The organism is Sphingomonas psychrotolerans (assembly GCF_002796605.1).
Taxonomy (GTDB): domain Bacteria; phylum Pseudomonadota; class Alphaproteobacteria; order Sphingomonadales; family Sphingomonadaceae; genus Sphingomonas; species Sphingomonas psychrotolerans.
This window is the reverse complement of sequence record NZ_CP024923.1, coordinates 1,964,053-1,983,124: the sequence shown is the minus strand read 5'-3', so window position 1 is coordinate 1,983,124 and position 19,072 is coordinate 1,964,053. Positions and strand designations below refer to the sequence as shown.

General features: G+C 65.9%; 16 protein-coding genes. 10 read left to right on the top strand and 6 right to left on the bottom strand.

The window, feature by feature from the left end; all coding sequences use genetic code 11:
• Window positions 1-16: 16 nt before the first annotated feature.
• Window positions 17-2,416: a glycoside hydrolase family 3 N-terminal domain-containing protein gene (locus tag CVN68_RS09100; protein WP_100281919.1), complete on the bottom strand. Its 2,400-nt coding sequence runs from the start codon at window positions 2,414-2,416 to the stop codon at window positions 17-19.
• A 159-nt stretch (window positions 2,417-2,575) separates the two neighbouring features.
• Here CVN68_RS09100 and CVN68_RS09095 point away from each other — a divergent pair, with 159 nt between their 5' ends.
• From CVN68_RS09095 to CVN68_RS09075, 5 genes are all read left to right on the top strand, one after another.
• Window positions 2,576-3,691, top strand: coding sequence for a LacI family DNA-binding transcriptional regulator (locus CVN68_RS09095; RefSeq protein WP_100281918.1), 1,116 nt, complete (start codon window positions 2,576-2,578; stop codon window positions 3,689-3,691).
• 86 nt (window positions 3,692-3,777) lie between these two features.
• Window positions 3,778-5,193 (top strand): sugar porter family MFS transporter, encoded by a 1,416-nt coding sequence (locus CVN68_RS09090; RefSeq protein WP_100281917.1) that lies wholly within the window; start codon window positions 3,778-3,780, stop codon window positions 5,191-5,193.
• A gap of 75 nt (window positions 5,194-5,268) precedes the next feature.
• A complete protein-coding gene (locus CVN68_RS09085) occupies window positions 5,269-7,044 on the top strand; it encodes an IlvD/Edd family dehydratase (protein WP_100281916.1) in 1,776 nt (591 codons plus the stop codon).
• Window positions 7,045-7,117: 73 nt separating this feature from the next.
• Window positions 7,118-7,795 carry a GNAT family N-acetyltransferase gene (locus CVN68_RS09080; protein WP_100281915.1) on the top strand — a complete coding sequence of 226 codons (678 nt, stop codon included), beginning with the start codon at window positions 7,118-7,120 and terminating at the stop codon, window positions 7,793-7,795.
• Window positions 7,796-7,889: 94 nt separating this feature from the next.
• Window positions 7,890-9,719: a DUF885 domain-containing protein gene (locus tag CVN68_RS09075; RefSeq protein WP_100281914.1), complete on the top strand. Its 1,830-nt coding sequence runs from the start codon at window positions 7,890-7,892 to the stop codon at window positions 9,717-9,719.
• A gap of 36 nt (window positions 9,720-9,755) precedes the next feature.
• Here CVN68_RS09075 and CVN68_RS09070 read toward each other — a convergent pair whose 3' ends face one another.
• Complete coding sequence (locus CVN68_RS09070) at window positions 9,756-10,013, bottom strand: hypothetical protein (RefSeq protein ID WP_100281913.1); 258 nt, start codon at window positions 10,011-10,013, stop codon at window positions 9,756-9,758.
• 102 nt (window positions 10,014-10,115) lie between these two features.
• Window positions 10,116-10,565 carry a nuclear transport factor 2 family protein gene (locus CVN68_RS09065; protein WP_100281912.1) on the bottom strand — a complete coding sequence of 150 codons (450 nt, stop codon included), beginning with the start codon at window positions 10,563-10,565 and terminating at the stop codon, window positions 10,116-10,118.
• 290 nt (window positions 10,566-10,855) lie between these two features.
• On the opposite strand from CVN68_RS09065, the gene CVN68_RS09060 reads away from it, so the two are divergent.
• The gene (locus tag CVN68_RS09060) at window positions 10,856-11,350 is read left to right on the top strand and encodes a MarR family winged helix-turn-helix transcriptional regulator (RefSeq protein WP_100281911.1); all 495 of its coding nucleotides are present in this window, start codon (window positions 10,856-10,858) and stop codon (window positions 11,348-11,350) included.
• Window positions 11,351-11,393: 43 nt separating this feature from the next.
• On the opposite strand, the gene CVN68_RS09055 is transcribed toward CVN68_RS09060, so the two are convergent.
• The 3 genes from CVN68_RS09055 to CVN68_RS09045 all read right to left on the bottom strand — a co-directional run bounded on the left by CVN68_RS09055 (window position 11,394) and on the right by CVN68_RS09045 (window position 14,283).
• The gene (locus CVN68_RS09055; protein ID WP_199560242.1) at window positions 11,394-12,284 is read right to left on the bottom strand and encodes an SMP-30/gluconolactonase/LRE family protein; all 891 of its coding nucleotides are present in this window, start codon (window positions 12,282-12,284) and stop codon (window positions 11,394-11,396) included.
• Window position 12,285: 1 nt separating this feature from the next.
• Window positions 12,286-13,083 (bottom strand): SDR family NAD(P)-dependent oxidoreductase, encoded by a 798-nt coding sequence (locus CVN68_RS09050; protein WP_100284310.1) that lies wholly within the window; start codon window positions 13,081-13,083, stop codon window positions 12,286-12,288.
• A gap of 87 nt (window positions 13,084-13,170) precedes the next feature.
• Window positions 13,171-14,283, bottom strand: a complete 1,113-nt coding sequence (locus CVN68_RS09045) for a fumarylacetoacetate hydrolase family protein (protein WP_199560241.1) — start codon at window positions 14,281-14,283, stop codon at window positions 13,171-13,173.
• A gap of 314 nt (window positions 14,284-14,597) precedes the next feature.
• On the opposite strand from CVN68_RS09045, the gene CVN68_RS09040 reads away from it, so the two are divergent.
• Genes CVN68_RS09040 through CVN68_RS09025 form a run of 4 tightly spaced genes read left to right on the top strand, consistent with a single transcriptional unit; the run spans window position 14,598 to window position 19,064 of the window.
• Entirely contained in the window at window positions 14,598-16,883 is a 2,286-nt protein-coding gene (locus CVN68_RS09040) for a TonB-dependent siderophore receptor (RefSeq protein WP_233503704.1), read from the top strand.
• Entirely contained in the window at window positions 16,880-17,194 is a 315-nt protein-coding gene (locus CVN68_RS09035) for a hypothetical protein (RefSeq protein ID WP_100281909.1), read from the top strand. Before CVN68_RS09040 ends, CVN68_RS09035 begins: the two co-directional genes overlap by 4 nt.
• Window positions 17,191-18,777, top strand: a complete 1,587-nt coding sequence (locus CVN68_RS09030) for a PepSY-associated TM helix domain-containing protein (protein ID WP_100284308.1) — start codon at window positions 17,191-17,193, stop codon at window positions 18,775-18,777. The genes CVN68_RS09035 and CVN68_RS09030 overlap by 4 nt, the downstream gene beginning before the upstream one ends.
• On the top strand, window positions 18,774-19,064 hold the full coding sequence (locus CVN68_RS09025) for a DUF3325 domain-containing protein (protein ID WP_100281908.1): 291 nt from the start codon (window positions 18,774-18,776) through the stop codon (window positions 19,062-19,064). The genes CVN68_RS09030 and CVN68_RS09025 overlap by 4 nt, the downstream gene beginning before the upstream one ends.
• The last annotated feature ends 8 nt before the right edge of the window (window positions 19,065-19,072 follow it).

The window sequence follows — 19,072 nt, the reverse complement described above, 5'->3', positions numbered from 1 at the left end:
GGGAGGATTTGGTTGGCTATTTCACCGTCAGCGTGGTGCTCTTGAGCTTCACCGAATCCGGACCCGACGAGATTGTGAACGTCCCCGGTTCGACGACGCGCTTCATGTCGACGTTCCACAGCGACAGATCGCGCGGGGTCAGTTCGAATCGCACGGTCTTCTTCTCGCCCGGCTTGAGCGTCACCCGCTCGAAGCGCTTCAATTCCTTGACCGGCCGGGTGACGCTGGCAAGGTCGTCGCGGACATAGAGCTGGACGACTTCGTCGCCGGCGCGCGTGCCGGTGTTGGTCACGTCGACGCTCACCTTGACGTTGTTGTACCGCCCGATCGTCGGGGTCGCGAGCACCGGGGCGGCCATTTCGAACGTCGTGTATGAAAGGCCATAGCCGAACGGGTAGAGCGGGCTGGTCTCGGCGAAGAGATAGCCGCGGCGCGCGCTCGGCTTGTGATTGTAGAACATCGGCAGCTGTCCGACGTCGCGCGCAATCGTGACGGGCAGCTTGCCGCCCGGATTGGCGCGCCCGAACAGGACATCGGCAACCGCGTTGCCGGTCTCCTGCCCGAGATACCAGCCCTCGATCAGCGCGGGCGCGTTCTCCGAGAGGTATTTGACCGACAGCGGCCGGCCGTTGAGCAGCAGCACGACCACCGGCTTGCCGAGCGCGAAGATCTCTTTGGCGAGCTGGTTTTGCGGGCCGATCAGCTCAAGGCTGTTGCGGTCGCCGAGATGGTTGTCGGCCCAGGCTTCGCGGCTGAGCTGTTCGTTGTCGCCGAGCACGAGGACGATCGTGTCGGCGCTTTTCGCAGTCTCGATTGCCTCGGCGCGGAGGCGATCGTTGGTGGCATCGTCGACCAGTTCGACCGCGTCGGCGGCCCAGGCGCGGCTCTTGGTGAGTTTCACGCCTTCGGCGAAATCGACCTGGAACTTGCCCTTGCCTTCGTTCTTGAGCCCCTCGAGCACGCTGACCACCTGGCGCGGCACGTCGCTATAGCCGCCGATCGGGGTGTCGCTGGCATGGGTGCCGATCACTGCGAGCCGCTTGATCTTGCCGGCGTCGAGCGGGAGCAGACCCTTATCGTTCTTGAGCAGCACGATCGCCTGCCGCGCGGCTTCGCGGGCGAGCGCGATCGCATCGGGCGTCTCGGTCTTGGCGGCCGCGGCCTTCGCATCGACATAGGGAGTTTCGAACAGCCCGGCGTTGAACTTGAGCTTGAGGATGCGGCGGACGGATTCGTCGATCTGCGCCTGGCTGACCCGGCCCTCGCGGACCAGTTGCGGCAGCAGCGCATAAGCCTCTGCATCGGGCGTTTCGAAATCGACCGTCGCATCGAGCGCGCGGACCGCGGCGTCGCCGAGATTGTCGAAGAGGTGGTGGCGCGTGTTGAGCTCGCGGATCGCGAAATAGTCGCTGAGCACGACGCCCTTGAAGCCCCATTCCTGGCGGAGCACGTCATGGAGCAGCCAGCGATTGGCGTGGCTGGGGATTCCGTCGATCTCGTTATACGACGGCATCACCGACATCACCGGCAGCTCGGTCACCGCGCGCTCGAAGGGCGGGAAGAAGAATTCGCGCAGCGTGCGTTCGGAGACGGTGGCGGGGCCGATATTGGTGCCGCTTTCGGGCGCGCCGTGGCCGGTCATGTGCTTGAGGGTGACGTAGACCTTGTCCTTCGCCAGCGGCAGCGTGGTGCCCTGGAAGCCGCGAATCGCGGCGAGACCCATTTCGCCGACCAGATAGGGATCTTCGCCATAGGTCTCCTCGATCCGGCCCCAGCGCGGATCGCGGGCGACGTCGACGACCGGGGCGAGCGCGAGATTGGCGCCACGCGCGCGCATCTCGCGCGCGGCGATCGCGAAGATCTGCTCCTGCAGCCTCGGGTTCCATGTGCTGGCGAGCGCGATCGCCTGCGGGAAGCTGGTGGCGCCGGGGGCGACATAGCCGTGCAGCGCCTCCTCGTGCATGATCAAGGGAATGCCGAGCCGGGTCTTCTCGACCGCCCATTTCTGCGCGGCGTTGATGTAGCGGGCGGTGTCTTCGGCGCTGCGGTTGACTGTGCCGGCGGCGGCGCCCGCGGCGGGACCCTGGGTGATCGCGCGGCGGTCATAAGGGCGCGAGATCTGGCCGAGGCCGTCGGGGAAGTTTCGGCTCGCCTTGGCGGCGTCGAACTCGCCGTCGGGGGTCTGGATCTTCTCCTTCTGGAGCCAGATCGCGACCATCTGCTGGACCTTTTCCTCGAGCGTCATGCGGCCGAGCAGATCCTCGACGCGGGCGTCGATCGACCGGGAGGCGTCCTTGTAGAGCGGCTTGTCGGCGCGGCTCGTCTGCGCATGCGCGGCGGGCAAGAGCGACGGAGTCAGCGCGATCGCAGCGACGGCGGCGAGCGCCGCGGCGCGGAACCGGCGGGAAATGAGCATGGGCCTCTCCTGGTCTGGCGCTCGGGCGCCTTTTGTACGTGTTTTGGTAGCGCTATCAGCTATCGCCGGGCGCTAGCGGGGTCAACCGTAAGGAAACCGGTTTCATGCCGATTGCATTCCGCGAAACCGCATCTTATGCCTCGGGCGCAAAGGACGGGGATGAGCAAGCCTAGCCGAAGAAGCCGCGGGACGGTCACCGTGCAAGACGTCGCCCGCGTTGCCGGGGTGTCGGCGATGACGGTGTCACGCGTCGTCAACGGCGGCACCAATGTGCGCGAGACCACGCGCGAAGCCGTGCTCGCCGCGATCGCACAGCTCAATTATTCGCCGAACAGCGCCGCGCGCAGCCTTGCCGCGGGCGATGCGACGCAGATCGGATTGCTCTATTCGAACCCGTCGGCTGCCTATCTGTCGCAATTCCTGATCGGCGCGCTGGCGGCGGCGCGGCGGGCCGGATGCCATCTCGTGCTCGAGGCGTGCGAGAGCGAGCGTCCGGACGAGCAGGCCGAGGCGACGCGGAGCTTCGCCTCGACCAGCGTCGAGGGCGTAATCCTGCCGCCGCCGCTCTCCGAAGCGGCGCCGGTGCGCGCCGAGCTCGAGGCGGCCGGGATTCCGTGGGTGTCGGTCGCGATGGGACTGCCGCCGGCGCGCAGCCTCAATGTGCGGATCGACGATTTCGAAGGTGCCGCGGCGATGACCCGGCATTTGCTGGATCTGGGACACCGCAAGATCGGGTTCATCCGCGGTAATCCCAACCAGACCTCGAGTGCCGAGCGGTATCGCGGCTTCGCCGCCGCGCTCGAAGAGGCGGGGATCGACATCAAGTCGGCGGCGGTGGAGCAGGGCTATTTCACCTTCCGTTCGGGGATCGTCGCGGCCGAACGGCTGCTCGACCGGGCGGATCCGCCGACGGCGATCTTCGCGAGCAACGACGACATGGCCGCGGCCGCGGTAGGCGTCGCGCATCGTCGCGGGCTGCACGTGCCGCAGGATCTGAGCGTGGTCGGGTTCGACGATACGTCGCTCGCCACCACCGTCTGGCCCGAGCTGACCACGGTGCGCCAGCCGATCGCGACGATGGCCGAGGAGGCCCTGGCGCTGCTGCTCGCCCGCATCCGCGCGCATCGCTCGTCGGTGACCGACAAGCTCGAGGAGCAGGTGCTCGATCATGAACTGATCGTCCGCGAATCCTCCGCGCCGCCCAAGGGCATGGCCGCGGCGCGCAGTGACGGGCGTCGTGGCGCCGGTGCCGCGGGCAGTCCCAGGCCGCGCTAGCGCTTGCATTTCCTGAGCGTCCGGGCCACCGTTACCGCTAACACGCTGTGCCGGTCGCGCACGGGTGACCAGGAGAGGAAGTGGGGATGAACCAGACCGCCGAGAGGGCCAATATCGGCCTGATCAGCGCCATCGTCGCAGTCGCGACGATCGGCGGATTGCTTTTCGGATATGACAGCGGCGCCGTGAACGGCACCCAGCCGGGGCTCAAGGCGGCGTTCGCGCTCGACGATGCCGGGCTGGGCTTCACCGTCGGCTCGCTGCTGATCGGCTGCTTCATCGGCGCGTTCTTCGCCGGCACGCTCGCCGACAAGATGGGCCGCCGCAACGTCATGCGGCTGGCGGCGATCCTGTTCCTCGTCGGCGCCCTGGTTCAGGGGCTCGCGCACGACCACACCATCTTCGTCATCGCCCGGATCCTCGGCGGGATGGCGGTGGGCGCGGCTTCGGTGCTCTCGCCAGCTTACATCTCCGAAGTCGCGCCGGCGAACATCCGCGGGCGGATGACGACGGTCCAGCAGATCATGATCATCACCGGCCTCACCGCCGCGTTCGTGGTCAATTACTATCTCGCCGGGGCAGCCGGATCTTCGACCAACCCGTTCTGGGGCGGGATCGAGGCATGGCGCTGGATGTACCTGATGCAGGCGCTGCCGGCCGCGGTGTTCCTGATCGCCTTGTTCTTCATCCCGGAGAGCCCGCGCTATCTGGTATCCAAGGGGCGCAACCCGGACGCGCTTCGCGTTCTCACCGCGCTGTTCGGCCCGACAGAGGGCGGGCTCAAGCTCGCCGAGATCCAGGCGAGTTTCTCGGTGGACCATCGCCCGCGCCTCAGCGACGTGCTGACTCCGGCGGGCGGCCGCGGCTTTCTAGGCATTCGCGCGATCGTCTGGGCGGGGCTGCTGCTCGCGGTGTTCCAGCAGCTCGTCGGGATCAACGTGATCTTCTATTACGGCTCGACCCTGTGGCAGGCCGCCGGCTTCAGCGAGGCTGACTCACTGCTGATCAACATCGTCTCGGGCTTCGTCTCGATCGCGGCGTGCTTCCTTACTATCGCCCTGATCGACAAGATCGGCCGCAAGCCGCTGCTGCTGATCGGTTCGGCGGGGATGGCGGTCACCCTGTTCGCGATGGTCTATGCGTTCAGCCAGGGCGCGCTGGTAGACGACAAGCTCGTCTTGCCGGGGCAGAGCGGGATGATCGCCGTAGTCTCCGCCAATCTCTACGTGATCTTCTTCAACGTCAGCTGGGGCCCGGTGATGTGGGTGATGCTCGGCGAGATGTTCCCCAACCAGATCCGCGGCTCGGCGCTGGCGGTGTGCGGCTTCGCGCAGTGGTTCGCCAATTATCTGATCGCGCAGGCGTTTCCGATCATGCTGGCGGGCATCGGGCTCGCCGCGAGCTACAGCTTCTACGCGATCTGCGCGGTGATCAGCTTCTTCCTCGTCCAGCGTTTCATCCAGGAGACCAAGGGCAAGGAACTGGAGGCGATGGAAGGCTGAGCCTTGCCGCGCCGACACTTTGAAGGGGGGCGCGGGCCGCGAGGCTCGCGCCCCTCTGCACGACAAGAGGACGATATGACCCGCACTCCCGCCCGCCCGTTCCGCTCGCGCGAATGGTTCGCCGCGCCTGGCCGCAGCGACATGGCGGCGCTCTATCTCGAGCGCTTCATGAACTACGGCATCACCCCCGACGAATTGCGCGGCGGCAAGCCGATCATCGGCATCGCGCAATCGGGCAGCGACATCGCGCCGTGCAATCGCATCCACCTCGAGACGGTCAAGCGCGCGCGCGAGGGCATTCTCGCGGCGGGCGGCGTGCCGATGGAGTTTCCGCTGCACCCGATCTTCGAGAATTGCCGCCGCCCGACCGCGGCGCTCGACCGCAACCTGGCCTATCTGGGGCTGGTCGAGATCCTCAACGGCTATCCGATCGACGCAGTGATCCTCACCACCGGGTGCGACAAGACCACGCCGTCGTCGCTGATGGCGGCCTCGACGGTCGACATCCCGGCGATCGTGCTGTCGGGCGGACCGATGCTCGACGGCTGGCACGAAGGCGAATTGGTCGGATCGGGCACGGTGATCTGGCGCAGCCGGCGCAAAATGGCGGCGGGCGAGATCGACGAGGAGGAGTTCCTCCAGCGCGCTATGGAGAGCGCGCCATCCTCGGGCCATTGCAATACCATGGGTACGGCATCGACGATGAACTCGATCGCCGAGGGACTGGGGATGAGCCTGCCCGGCTGCGCGATGATCCCGGCGCCCTATCGCGAGCGCGGGCAGATGGCGTACGAGACCGGCAAACGGATCGTCGAGATGGCCTATGAGGATCTGCGGCCCTCGAAGATATTGAGCCGCGCGAGCTTCCTCAACGCGATCAAGTTGCTCACTGCGATCGGCGGATCGACCAATGCCCAGCCGCATCTGGTCGCGATGGCGCGGCATGCCGGAATCGAGATCACGCCGGACGACTGGCGCGCGGGCTATGACCTGCCGTTGGTCGTCAACATGCAGCCAGCGGGCGAATTTTTGTCCGAGCGCTTCCACCGGGCCGGGGGAATCCCCGCAGTGCTCACCGAGATGCTCGCCAACGGCGCGCTCGACGGCAATGTGCTCACCTGCACCGGCAAGACGCTGGCGGAGAATATCACCGCCGCGCAGGTCCGCGACCGCGCGGTGATCTTGCCCTGGGATGCGCCGCTCAAGGAAAAGGCCGGGTTCCTCGTGCTCTCGGGCAATCTGTTCGACATGGCGATCATGAAGACCAGCGTGATCTCCGACGATTTCCGCGCGCGCTATCTGTCACGTCCGGGCGCCGAAGGCGTGTTCGAGGGGCGGGCGATCGTGTTCGACGGATCGGACGATTATCATCACCGGATCAACGACCCCGCGCTCGAGATCGACGCGGATTGCATATTGGTGATCCGCGGCTCGGGTCCGATCGGCTGGCCCGGCTCCGCCGAAGTGGTCAATATGCAGCCGCCCGATCACCTCATCCAGCAAGGCATTATGAGCCTGCCGACCCTGGGCGACGGGCGTCAATCGGGGACTTCGGACAGCCCGTCGATCCTCAATGCCTCGCCGGAGAGCGCCGTGGGGGGCGGGCTTTCGTGGCTACGGACCGGCGACACGATCCGCATCGACCTCAATGCCGGCTCTTGCGACGCGCTGGTCGAGCAAGCCGAGATCGCGCGGCGCAAGACCGAACCGGCGCCTCCAATCCCCGAGAGCAATACGCCGTGGGAGGAATTGTACCGCGAGAAGACCGGACAATTGGGCGAGGGCGGAGTGCTCGACTTTGCGCTGAAATACCGCCGGACCAGCGAGAAGGCGCCGCGGCACAATCACTGAGACGCGCCTTCGTCATCCGGCTGTCGCTGAACGATGGTTGGAAAGATCGCGCCTTCACCCTAGACTGGGCGACATGACGCACGCGTTGGACGGGCCCGCGTGGACCGCGCTTTGCACCCGCCAGCAGGCGCTGGCGCATGGGGAGGGGGCGGCGCTGCGCTATGACCCCGAATATGCGATCTTCGCCGCTGTCGGCGATCACGCGCCCGGATCGCTGGCGGCGCTGGGAACGCTGATCGGCGCCACCGGCCCGGCGATCGTGCTGCAGAAGGACCCGCTGCCGCTTGTGCCGGGAACGCGCGTGGCGAAGCATCGCATGGGCGTGCAGATGGTGGCGGAGACGCTCTCGGGCACCGGCGATCTCGATTTCGTCGAACTCGGCGACGCCGACGCGGGCGAGATGCTCGCGCTGGCGACGCTGACCGAGCCCGGGCCGTTCTTCGCACGCACACATCGACTGGGTGACTTTATCGGCATCCGCGATTCCGGGCGGCTGGTGGCGATGGCCGGCGAGCGGATGAAGCCGGCGGGGTTCACCGAAGTCAGCGGCGTCTGCACCCACCCCGACTGGCGCGGCCGCGGCTATGCCGGGGGACTGATGCGCGTGGTAGCCGCGCGGATCGCCGAACGCGGCGAAACACCGTTCCTGCATGCTTATGCCGACAATCGCGGCGCGATCGCATTGTACGAGAATTTGGGGTTCCGGCTGCGGTGCGAGGTCCATGTGACCGTGCTGGCGCCGGCCGGATAGCGTCCGCTCGAAGCGCTTCCGCCCTGGCGCGGGGCTTGTCAGCGAGGGCGAGGTGCCGCATCGAAGCAATACAGTTCTTTTCGGGAGCACTATCTTGCGCGTTCACCTTTTCATCGCCGCATCCGCAGCGGCTCTCGTCTCTGCCTCTGCGACTGCGAACGGCATCGAGGCTCCCGTCGCGCCGAACGTGGCCGCCGCCCCGACGCAGGCGGAAGCGTCGGCAGCGCTCCACGCGCTCTTCAAGGAGAGCGACGAGGACAATCTGCGCCGCAATCCGATCGAGGCGCTGTTCCGCGGCGACATGCGCTACGCCGACCAGCTCGGCGACAATATCAGCGACGCCTATTTCGATGCGGAGCGCGCGGCGGGCGAGAAGGACCTCGCCGCGCTTGGCCGGATCGATCGCGCGGCGCTGTCGCCTACCGACCAGCTCGCCTATGACATCTTCAAATGGCAGACCGAGCTCGCGCTGCGTTCGTTGAGCGCCGAGATTCTGCCGCTCACCGTCGTCCGCCCGATCGATCACTTCACCGGCCTCCACGTCTTCTATCCCGATCTCGCCTCGGGGCAGAGCGCGGCGCCGTACAAGACGGTGAAGGACTATCAGGACAGCATCAGCCGCCACCATCGCTATGCGTGGTTCATCGACGCGGCGATCGAGCGCTTTCGCCAGGGGATGAAGTCGGGCGTCGTCCAGCCAAAGCTGGTCGTGCGGAACGTCACCGACCAGCTCGATCTTCAGCTTGCCCAAGGCGTCGAGGGATCGACTCTGTATGCGCCGCTCAAGGCATTCCCGGCCGACATTCCCGCGGCTGACCAGGCGCGGCTGCGCGCCGAGACCGCGGCGGTGATCCGCGACGAGATCCATCCGGCCTATCAGCGCCTGCGCGACTTTCTCGCCAAGGAATATCTGCCGGCAGCGCGCGAGGGCGTCGGCCTCGTTCATATGAAGGGCGGACCGGCGCTCTATTCTTTCCTGATCGAGGAGAACACCACCCTCAAGCTGTCCGCCGACGACGTGCACAAGCTCGGGCTCAGCGAAGTCGCGCGCATCCACCGCGAGATGGAGACGGTCAAGAACCAGACCGGCTTCAAGGGGAACCTGCAGGATTTCTTCGAATTCCTCCGCACCGACGGCAAGTTCCGCCCGGCGAGCAAGGAAGCGCTGCGCGACGAATATTACGCGATCGGCAAGCGCGTCGACGCCCGGGTTGGCACTATCTTCTCGACCTTGCCCAAGACCAGGCTCGAGATACGCCCGGTTCCCGAATATCGCGAGAAGAACGATGCCGGCGGCTCGTACATGCAAGGCGCGCCCGACGGGTCGCGGCCCGGCGTCTTCTACTACAACACCTATGATCTGCCCTCGCGATCGACCTGGGGACAGGAGACGCTCTATCTGCACGAAGGTGCGCCGGGGCATCATTTCCAGATCAGCCTGGCGCAGGAGAATGAAGCGCTCCCCAACTTCATGCGCTTCGGCGGCAACACCGCTTATGCCGAGGGCTGGGCGCTCTACGCCGAGACGCTCTGGGACGAACTCGGCATGGAAACGGACCCCTATCAGCGCTTCGGCGGCCTCAACGACGAGATGCTGCGCGCGATGCGTCTCGTCGTCGATTCGGGCATCCACGCGAAGGGCTGGACCCGCGACCAGGCGATCAAATACATGCTCGACAACAGCTCGATGGGGCGCACCGACGCGACCAGCGAAGTCGAGCGTTACATTGCGATGCCGGGGCAGGCGCTCGCCTACAAGATCGGGCAGCTCAAGATCCTCGAGCTGCGTGCCAGGGCGGAGAAGGCGCTGGGTGCCAAATTCGATCTAAAGGAATTCCACGCGCAGGTGCTGATGACCGGCGCGTTGCCGCTGAACATCCTCGAGCAGAAGATCGCGCGCTGGATCGCGTCCAAACGGCCCTGATGACGGTTCACCGCGCATGGGAGCGCGGTGGCGACCTCACGCCTGATCGCCGGCCATCAGGTCCATGAAGTTGCGCGCGGCTTCGCGGTCGGCTTCGTCCTTGAACGCCACGTCGAGATCGGGCGCGTTGCCGAGGATGTGGAGCAGCGCCCAGAGCGCGAAGCGGCGGTTGCGGTCCTTTTCGAGGCCGAGATCGACGCGGATGCGATCGGTGCCGTCGGCGAGCGTGTCGGGGCTGAGCGTGGCTGGGTCGGCAGTGCCGAAATAGCGGCGGAGCTGGTCGTCGAAGTCCATGACCTTTTGCCTAGGCAAAAGTGACGCCGAGGCAAGGGCGTTGCGTGGTACCGGCCTCCGTCGATAGCGACCGGGTGAGGGGTGTACGCGCGCGCGGCCGTCTCATTTGCCCGTGGGGAGGCGCGTCACCTGGATGTGCACCGCCTGCCAACGTCCGTCGATCCACCGGAAAATATCGGTGAAGCGGATGGCGCTGACGAAGCGCTTTCCGTCCGAGATTCCGGTGAGCCGGGCCTCGGCGGTGACCAGAAAGGCTTCACGGCCGAGCGGCACGAGGCGGCGGTCGACCAGAGTGACCGGATCGAAGCTGTCGCCGGGGGCGGTCCAGCCGGCGATGAAGGTCTGCTTGTTCGAACGTGTTCCGCTCGCTTCGATGAACACCAGATCGTCGGAGACCATGTGATCGAGTGCGGCGGCATCCTTGCTGAGCTGGGCGCGATCGAACCTGTCGGCGGCAGCGAGCAGTTGTCGTGGCGCCGTGGTCTGCGCCGCCGGGACCGCGGCGAAGAGCCCGGCGACGAGCGCGATGCCGTTAACGAGGACCGGCGTCATCCTTTTCCTCCGCTGTTTGCGGGCCGAGCTTAGCGAGGGGGAGAGGAGTGACAAGGCGATTGACCGGCCTTGGCGGGTGGAGGTCGGGGCAGCGGAAAATGCTTGCCAAAGGACTAAAAACACGGAGAAATAGAGTTCTGGCGGCCGCAAAACCCACAAATAGCGAGCAGCCAGACCTTTTGCCCGCGAGACAAATAACTTGACTTCGAGATAAGTGTCTTATCTTGGAGGCATCCATCTTTTCGTCGAGTTTCTCGACGTCGAGATATATGTCTTGATGGCGAGATAGCATGGCCGAAACCGACCCTGTCGACCAGTTGATCACCTTATGGTCGGCGGCGATGCCCGATGTCGATACGCGCGGGCTTTCGGTGCTGGGGCGGGTGCGGCGGATCGCGCTCAAGGCGCGGCTCGCGGTCGAGCCGCTGCTCGCGCAGCATGGCATCGACGGAGGCGGCTATGACGTGCTCGCGACCCTGCGCGCCGCGCCGCCGCCGCATCGGATGCGGCCGACCGAACTCTATCGCGCGCTGGGCATATCGTCGGGCGGGCTGACTGCGCGGCTCAACAGGCTGGAGGTCGCGCGGATGATCCGGCGCCCTGCCGCAAGCGACGATAAACGCAGCGTTTTCGTCGAACTGTCGCCCAAGGGCAGGGGGCTGGTCGAGCAGGCGTTTCGGAGCGAAATGGCGCTTCAGGCGCGACTGCTGGCCGGGCTTGCCGACAAGGAGCAATGGGTGCTTTCGACCTTGCTCAAGAAGCTCGAAGCGACGATGGATTGCTAATCATTCGCAGCTTTATTGCTAATCTATCGCAATAAGGCGCGGGTCAGACGCCTTCGCGGATCAGCACGCCGCGCTGGCCGGGGACGCTGACTTCGAAGCGGAACAGGTCGCCGGCATGGGGCTCCTTCGCCAGATCGGCGGGGGCGATGTGCTTGTTGGCGGTGGTCGCGAACACGGTCTTGAGGTCGGGGCCGCCGAACGCGATCTTGGTGATCGCGCTGACCGGAAACTTGACTTCCTCGAGCAGTTCGCCGGCCGGCGAATAGCGGCGCACGCCCCAGCCGGCATAGAGACCGACCCAGACGCAGCCTTCGCTGTCGACCGTGGGGCCGTCGGGAAAACCCTCGCCATAGGGAATGCGGACGAATTCGCGGCGGTTGACCAGCATGCCGGCGGAGTCGACGTCGCAGGCGTAGATCACTCCGCCCAGCGTATCGACGTGGTAGAGTATCTTGCCGTCGGGGCTGACTGCGGGGCCGTTGGTGATCGCCACCAGCGGGCTGGTCGCGATGCAATGGCCGTCATCGCCGAGGCGATAGATCGCGCCGCTGATGGTTTCTTCGCTGTCGTCCATGCTGCCGAACCACAGGCGGCCCTGCGGATCGACGGTCGCGTCGTTGAGGCGATTGCCGGGCTTTTCGGGCTCGGGCGCGCAGATATGGGTGAAGCTGCCGTCGCGCTCGTCGAACCTGCTGAGCCCGGTCTGCAGGCCGGCGACGAAGCCGCCGCTCGCGATCGGCAGGATGAAGCCGATCTGGCCGGGGGAATCCCAGCTGCGGGTCGCGCCGTTTGCCGGATCGAGGCGGTGGATCTTGTGGCTCTTGATGTCGACGAACCAGAGTGCCTGGTCGCGCTCGACCCAGACCGGGCCTTCGCCGAGCGGCGCCCCGAGCTGCCAGATGCTGACCGGCTCGGAAATCGCCACTTTGCTCATCTCATCGCCATCCTGCGTCCACGAAATATTCGTGGCCCGTTACCAGCCGGGCGTCGTCCGAGGCAAGGAACAATGCCATCGCGGCGATGTCGTCGGGGAGGAGGCGACCCTCGAGGCACTGCGCCTTGACGATCTCGGCCTCGCCCTCGGGGGTGTACCATTGCATCTGGCGCGGCGTCTTGACGTTGCCGGGGACGATGCAGACCGAGCGGATATTGTGCGGGCCGAGCTCGCGCGCGAAGCTGCGGGTCAGGCCCTCGATGCCCGCCTTGCAGGTCTGGTAGAGCGTGAGTTCCTCGAGCGCGAGATGCCACGAGATCGAGCCGAGGTTGACGATCACGCCGCCGCCCTGCGCCTTCATCCCCGGTATCACCGCCTGCGCGGCGAAGAACAGGTGGCGCAGGTTCACTGCGATCCGATTGTCCCAATATTCGGGGGTGACCTGCTCGATCGTGTGGCGATCGTCGTTGGCGGCGTTGTTGATCAGCACGTCGAAGGCGCCATGCTCGTCGATCAGCGCATGGATCGCGGACTGGATCGCGGCGACGTCGGTAAGGTCGAGGCGCTGGAAGACCGGCGGGATATCCGCATCCTTCAGGCTCTCGACCAGGGCCGATGAATCTTCCTCGGCGATGTCGAAGAAGGTGACCTGCGCGTCCTGGCGGACAAAGCCCTCGACCATGCCGGCGCCGATCCCCGAGCCGCCGCCTGTGACCAGCACGCGTTTGCCACGAAGACTGGGATAAGTGGCTCGCTGATCGCGTGCGAGCGGCGAGTGCGTGGGATCAGCTTCGGACATGGAGCGGGCGGGTTCCTGGGAGCGCGCGGAGCGCGTGAGCATGGTTGCCATGAAGAGGGGGAGTCGATTCGCTAGTGAAGGAAATTTTCACGCGAGCAGGCCGCGCGCCACGAGGTTGCGCATCAGGTCGCGGATGCCGAACTCCCAGGGCGGTGCAGCCTTCGAGGTGGTGACGCGATTGACCAATGCGCCGAGCTTCGGCGTGGCGATGCGAACCATGTCGCCTTCCTTGTGCGTGAAGCCGCGGCCCGGATGGTCGCGATCCTGCACCGGCGCGAACAGCGTGCCGAGGAACAAGGCGAAGCCGTCGGGATATTGGTGCTCGCTCAGCGCCTGGCGGACGAGATCGGTCGGATCGCGGCTGATCTCGCTCATCTTGTTGGTGCCCGAGAGGCGATAGCCCTCGGGTCCTTCGATCTGGAGGTCGACCACGGCGGAGCGGACATCGTCCATCGTGAAGCTCGCGTCGAACAGGCGGATGAAAGGGCCGAGCGCGGTCGAGGCGTTATTGTCCTTGGCCTTGCCGAGGAGAAGAGCGCTGCGCCCCTCGAAATCGCGCAAGTTCACGTCGTTGCCGAGCGTGGCGCCGCGAGGATTGCCCTTGCTGTCGACGATCAGCACGACTTCGGGTTCGGGATTGTTCCAGTCGCTGTCCGAGCGGATGCCGACATCGTCGCCCCAGCCGACCGCGGAGAGGACCGGCGCCTTGGTGAACACCTCCGCATCGGGGCCGATCGCGACTTCGAGATATTGCGACCACATGCCGGCGTCGATCAAGGCGGTCTTGAGGCTGGCGGCCCCGGTGCTGCCGGGGACGACCGAGCGGATGCCGGATCCCACCTTCGCCTCGAGATCGCCGCGGATTTCCGATGCCTTGTCGGCGTCGCCGCGGGCACGTTCCTCGATCACCCGCTCGATTGCCGAGAGTGCGAAAGTGACGCCGCAGGCCTTGATCACCTGAAGGTCGACGGGGGCGAGCAGGCGGGGCCCGTCGGCAGTTCCGAGTGCCGCGACGCCGCAGATCCGGGGACCGGTGACGCCGGCGAGATCGTCGCGATCGAGCAGATCGGCGGCGGTCGGGGCGGTGCCGGAGACGTCGAGCACATCCCCGCCGCGGACCAGCACGGGCGTGGGCCCGGCATCGAGCAGGACGCGCCCGACCAGGGTCGCCTGTGCGTGATCGACAGGCAGCAATTCCATCGTAGAGGCTTCCAAGATCCCTCGCCTTGCAGGGTTTCGGTTCTGATAGCGCTACCATTGGGTTGCGCTGGAAGCGCTGTCAAGCCGGCAGCGCCGCGCGAGCCGCCATATGTCAGATAATTCGAGAACGCTGTCCAATCCGCCCGGCGAGGATCGCCCTGGCGCGCCGCCGGGGCGACACAGCGGCCGTCCCAATTAGCCCCCGGCGCGAGCATATATGCAGCTCTCTGCAGCGTTATTGATAGTGACTCGCAACAGCTTTAATATTAGTGCGCCGCAACGAATCAAGAAAAGGGGTCGTTGCGTTGCGTATTGTGAACCTGTTGCTGGCCAGTGTTGCTGCTGCCGCTTTCGCATTTCCTGCCTATGCGAAGGAGGATCCGGTTCCCGCCGACGATGCCACACAGCAGCGGTCCGAGGACATCATCGTGGTCGGCAAGAGCTATGGCCAGGAAGTCGGCAAGACCGTCACTCCGCTCAAGGACGTCCCCAACACCATTACCGTCATCGACCGCGAACAGATCGAGGCGCAGAACCTCCAGACGCTCGAGGATGCGCTGACCGCCACCAACGGCATCACCGTCAACGGCGTCGGCAGCGAGGATCCGTCGTATTTCTCGCGCGGTTTCGTGATCAACAACTATCTGGTCGACGGCGTGCCGACGCTGGCGTTCAACTTCCCGTCGGTCGTGCCCGACCTGTTCTTCTACGAGCGGCTGGAAGTGCTGCGCGGCCCGGCGGGCCTCTTCAGCGGGTCGGGAAATCCGGCGGGCAGCATCAACCTGGTCCGCAAGCGCCCGCTCGACGGCCTCCGCGTACAGGCGAGCGCCGGCGCCGGCAGCTGGAACAATTTCCGTGGCGAACTCGACGTCTCGGCACCACTCGGCGCTGGCGTCGGCGTCCGCGGCGGCATGATGGTGCAGGATCAGGACCAGTTCTTCGATGTCGCGCACCGCTTCCGCCTCGCCGCGTTCGGCACGCTGTCGGTCGAACTCGGTCCCGACACGACTTTCACCGTCGGCGGCAATTATGACCGCTATCAGCCCGCGATCCAGTCCGGTCTGCCGGGCTATGCCGGTACGACGACCGGCGGGGAGGGGCGGCTGCTCAACGTCGATCGTTCGACCTATCTCGGCGCGGACTGGAATAGATTCCGCTCGGACACCTGGACCGCTTATGCCGATCTGACGCACCGGATCAGCGACCGCTGGACGCTGCGCGCGAGCGGCCTTTACAGCGATGTCGAGCGGATCGACGTCTACAGTTATATCGGCAGTCAGGCAGTCACCACGCCTTCGAACCCTCCGGCCACCGGCGCACCTAACAACGGCGTGACCAACCATATTGCCTATCGCGGCGACAGCTACGCCAAGACCACTGCGTTCGATTTCAATGGCATCGGCAGCTTCCCGCTGTTCGGGCGCGACCAGACGCTGATCCTCGGCGCGGACTATCAGGCGCAGGATTACGACAGCTATTACACCCGCCTGTCCAATTATGCGCGGATCAACGTGTTCGATCCGGTGTCGCCTGCCGAGCCGCCGCTCGATCCCTATGGTCCGCTCAATTATTATCCGGTGCAGGGTTCGGGCGCGACATGCCCAGCGACCAGCACGCCGATCGTGCCGGCGCCCGCGAATTGCGTGCTTCAGGTCTATGGCGGCACCAACACCGTGGTCGAGCAATATGGCCTATACGGCCAACTGCGCCTGTCGCCGCTCGAGGGACTGACAATCACCGGCGGCGGCCGCCTGACCTGGTGGGAGAGCAACAACCAAGTGTTGCTGCCGACGCGCGGGAACCGCACCCGCCAGGGGATCGAGGGCCGGTTCACGCCCTATGCCGGCGTGGTCTGGGACGCGACCGACAATCTCAATTTCTATGTCAGTTATGCCGACAGCTTCTCGCCCCAGGCGGCGCCCAGTGGCCGTCGCAAGCCCGATGGTTCGGACGTGTTGCCCCTGATCGGCGCGCAGTTCGAAGCCGGCACCAAATTGTCGCTGATGGATGACACGCTGCTGCTCTCGCTCGCCGCCTATCAGATCGAGCAGACCAACCGCCTGTTCAACGATCCCGACGACGCCACCGTCTATCTGCAGGTCGGCAAGGTCCGCGCACACGGAATCGAGGCGGAGATCGGCGGCGAGATCCTGCCGGGGTGGCGCATCAACGGTGGGTATACCTACACCAAGACCAAATATCTTGAGAACGCGACCACTGCGTTCGAAGGCATCCCGCTCACTCCGATCATTCCGGAGCATATGGTGAAGCTGTTCACCAACTATGCGCCGATCGATGGGGCATTGCGGGGCTTCAGCCTCGGCGGCGGCGTTACTTGGTTCGACGCGACCTATGGTGGCAACCCGTTCTACATCAACGCGGCGAACCAGCCGGTGATCTCCACGATCGTGCGCCAAGGCGCCTATGCCGTGGTCGACCTGCGCGCGGGCTACAAGCTGAGCGAGCAGATTGCGCTCTCGATCAACGCCAACAATCTGCTCGACCGCAATTACTACGCGCGTATCTCGGCAACCGGGCGCGGTAATTATTACGGCGCCCCGCGCAGCGTGTTCGGCACGATCCGGTTCACGTTCGAATGAGCGGCGCCGGCCGCCTTTCCGGCAAGCCCTGGGCACGGCGCGGCGACATGGCGCTGCGCGTGCTCGCGGCGATCCCGCTGGGCTATGCCGTCGGCAGCCTGTGGGCGATGGCGCTCGCCCGAGTGATCCCGGGCGCGCGCTCCGAGGCGACGGTGATCGCCACCTTGGTCGCGTTCGTGATCTGCGCGGCCGCGGCGATGTGGGCCTTCGCGGCGCGCAGCGGCTGGCGGGCGGTGTGGACGCTGGCATTGCTCGGCGCCGTTGCCGGCGCGACTGCGTGGGCGTCGATCGAAGCGACGGGGCGGCTGTGAACAAGGGCTTTCGCCAATCGCAGGCGTTCCTGCACACCTGGTCCGGGCTGCTGCTCGGCTGGCTGCTGTTCGCGGTGTTCGTCGCGGGCACGATCGCCTTTTATCGCGAGGGATTGAACCGCTGGATGCGGCCCGAACTGGCGCGGGTCGAGCAACCGATGCAGGTGCTCGCCGGCGCACAGCGCTTTCTCGACAGGAAGGCGCCCGACGCGAAGAGTTGGTTCATTCCGATGCCGAACGCGCGCAGTCCCGGGACGCAGATCTTCTGGCAGCCCGAGCCGAAGAAGGGCGAACCACCGCGGCGGCGCGGACGGCGCAACAACCAGGCGCTGATCGGCTCCGATGGCGAGCCCGCCACGGTGCGCGAGACACGGGGCGGCGAGTTCTTCTATCGCTTTCATTTCGACCTTTATTACATGCCGGTGATCTGGGCGCGCTGGCTGGTCGGCTTCGCGACGATGATGATGCTGGTCGCGATCCTGAGCGGGATCGTGACGCACAAGAAAATCTTCAGGGATTTCTTCACGCTGCGGCGTGCGAAGGGGCAGCGCTCGTGGCTAGACGGGCACAATGCCAGTGCGGTGCTGGCGCTGCCCTTCCATCTGATGATCACCTATACCGGCCTCGTCACGCTGATGGCGATGCTGATGCCGTGGGCGGTGGTCGCCAATTACAGCGACGATGCGAAGATGTTCGAGACGCTGTTTCCCGAGGCGCCCGAAGTGGAGCGGACCGGGCAGCGCATGCCCATGGTGCCGCTGACGTCGATCGTGCAGGACGCCGAGCGCCGGCTGGGCGCACCGGCGGGCTTTATCGACGTGGCCTTGCCCGGCGACGCGGCGGCGCGCGTGACGATCAGCCGTAGTTCGTCGTCGATGCTCTCTGCGCGCACCCCGAGCCTGACCTATGAAGGCGCGACCGGCAAATTGGTCTGGCAATCGCCGGCCCCGGGCGGGGCGTCCGTAACCGCGGGCGCGATGATCGGGCTGCATGCGGGGCGCTTCGCCGATTATGGGATGCGCTGGATCTATTTCCTGTGCGGCGTGGCGGGTAGCGTGATGGTGGCGAGCGGGCTGGTGCTGTGGACGGTCAAAAGGCGCGAGAAATTGCCCGATCCCGCGCGGCCGCATTTCGGCTTCCGCCTGGTCGAGCGGTTCAACGTCGCAGTAATAGCCGGCTTCCCGCTCGGGATCGCGGCGATGCTGTGGGCGAACCGGCTGCTGCCGGTGGCGATGAAGGGGCGGGGGGAGTGGGAAGTCCATGTCCTGTTCCTCGCCTGGCTGGCGGCGCTGCTCCTCGCGCTCGTCCGGCGGCCGCAGATCGCCTGGACGATCGTGCTCGGCACCACCGGGATCCTGCTGGCGGCGATCCCGTTCTACAATCTCGCCGCCACCGAACAGGGAATCGCCGCGACGATCGCGCGCGGGGACTGGCTGATGGCGGGGACCGATGCCGTGATCCTGGGCTTCGGACTGGGGTTCGTCGCGATCGCGGCGCGCGTCGGCCGCTATCGCCCGGCGGCGCGAAAACCACGGCGGCAAGTGGTCGAGCAATCGGCGCCGGTGCTGGAGCCGGCGGAATGAGTCTGATCACGCTGCTCCTGGCGCTTGCGGGGTTCCTGCTGTTCGCGCTCGCCACCGACGAGCACCATCAGCGTCGTCTCGGCCGGCGCCCCGATGTCGGCACGCGGCGGCGGATGCGGCTTGCCGCATGGGTGTCGATCATCGCAGCCTTTCCTCCGGCCATCATGGCTTATGGCGCGGTCTTTGGTCCGATCCTGTGGGCGGGCATGCTGATGCTCGCGGCCGGCATCGTGTTTCTGGCACTCAATTTGTCGCCGGCGTGGCGACGCACCGACCGGCGTTCGTGATCTGCGTG